This is a genomic window from Micromonospora radicis (genome assembly GCF_003583405.1).
Classification (GTDB): Bacteria; Actinomycetota; Actinomycetes; order Mycobacteriales; family Micromonosporaceae; genus Micromonospora; species Micromonospora radicis.
Genome location: NZ_QXEC01000063.1, coordinates 1 through 960, shown reverse-complemented (window position 1 = coordinate 960; position 960 = coordinate 1). Strand labels below are relative to the sequence as shown.

The window sequence follows — 960 nt, the reverse complement described above, 5'->3', positions numbered from 1 at the left end:
CCGTCATCGTGCGACGGGTGACTGGTTTGGGGCTCATCGTCCATCCACCGGATCGCCGTGGCCGGAATGGCACCCACCCCCGGGTCGTTGAACACGACAGACCGCAGGCGCTCCCCCGACGCCCACCGGCCACCTGGCACCCGAGCCCCCGGAATCCGGGACGAGCCAGGTTCGTTACACCACCCCGACGCCCGCACACCCCCCACCCGGCGTCCTCCCCCTCGTCGTGACACACGGATCCCCACGGGTCGATCCATCACCACGACACCCCCGAACGAAAGGCGTGAACCCATCATGCGTACCACCATCATCCGCAAGGCCGCCCTGACCGCAGCCGGACTCGCCTTCACCGGCGGCGCCATCGCCGGACCCATCACCACCGCCCACGCCGCGCCCACCACACACACCACATCGACACAGACCGACCGTAAACCCACCAGCGAACGCCAACTCGACGTCCGCTACGAAGCCCAACCCAACTTCTACTACTGCGGCCCCGCCGCCACCCGCAACGCCCTCAGCGTCCAAGGCAAGAACATCGACATGGACACCATGGCCAAGGAAATGGGCACCACCGAAGCCGGCACCAACTCCATCAACGACATCACCCCCATCCTGAACAAGGAAACCGGCAAGAACATCTACCACTCCATCGAGATCCCCGGCCCCAAGGCCACCACCAAGCAGACCGACAAACTCCGCGACGACATCGTCCGCACCATCGACAACAACCACGCCCTCGTCGCCAACATCGCCGGCACCACCACCGACACCACCGGCAACACCCACAGCTTCGAAGGCGGCCACTACATCAGCATCGTCGGCTACCACAACGGCGGCGACACCGTCACCATCGCCGACTCCGCCAACCCCAACACCGCCAGCTACCAGATCACCACCGACAACCTCGCCAACTGGATCGCCACCCGCGGCTACACCGCCACCAACTGACACCACCAA

At 65.5% G+C, this 960-nt stretch carries 1 protein-coding gene; it reads left to right on the top strand.

Annotation, left to right across the window (positions count from 1 at the left end):
- The first annotated feature begins 294 nt into the window (after positions 1-294).
- On the top strand, positions 295-951 hold the full coding sequence (locus tag D2L64_RS26920) for a C39 family peptidase (protein WP_119579995.1): 657 nt from the start codon (positions 295-297) through the stop codon (positions 949-951).
- The last annotated feature ends 9 nt before the right edge of the window (positions 952-960 follow it).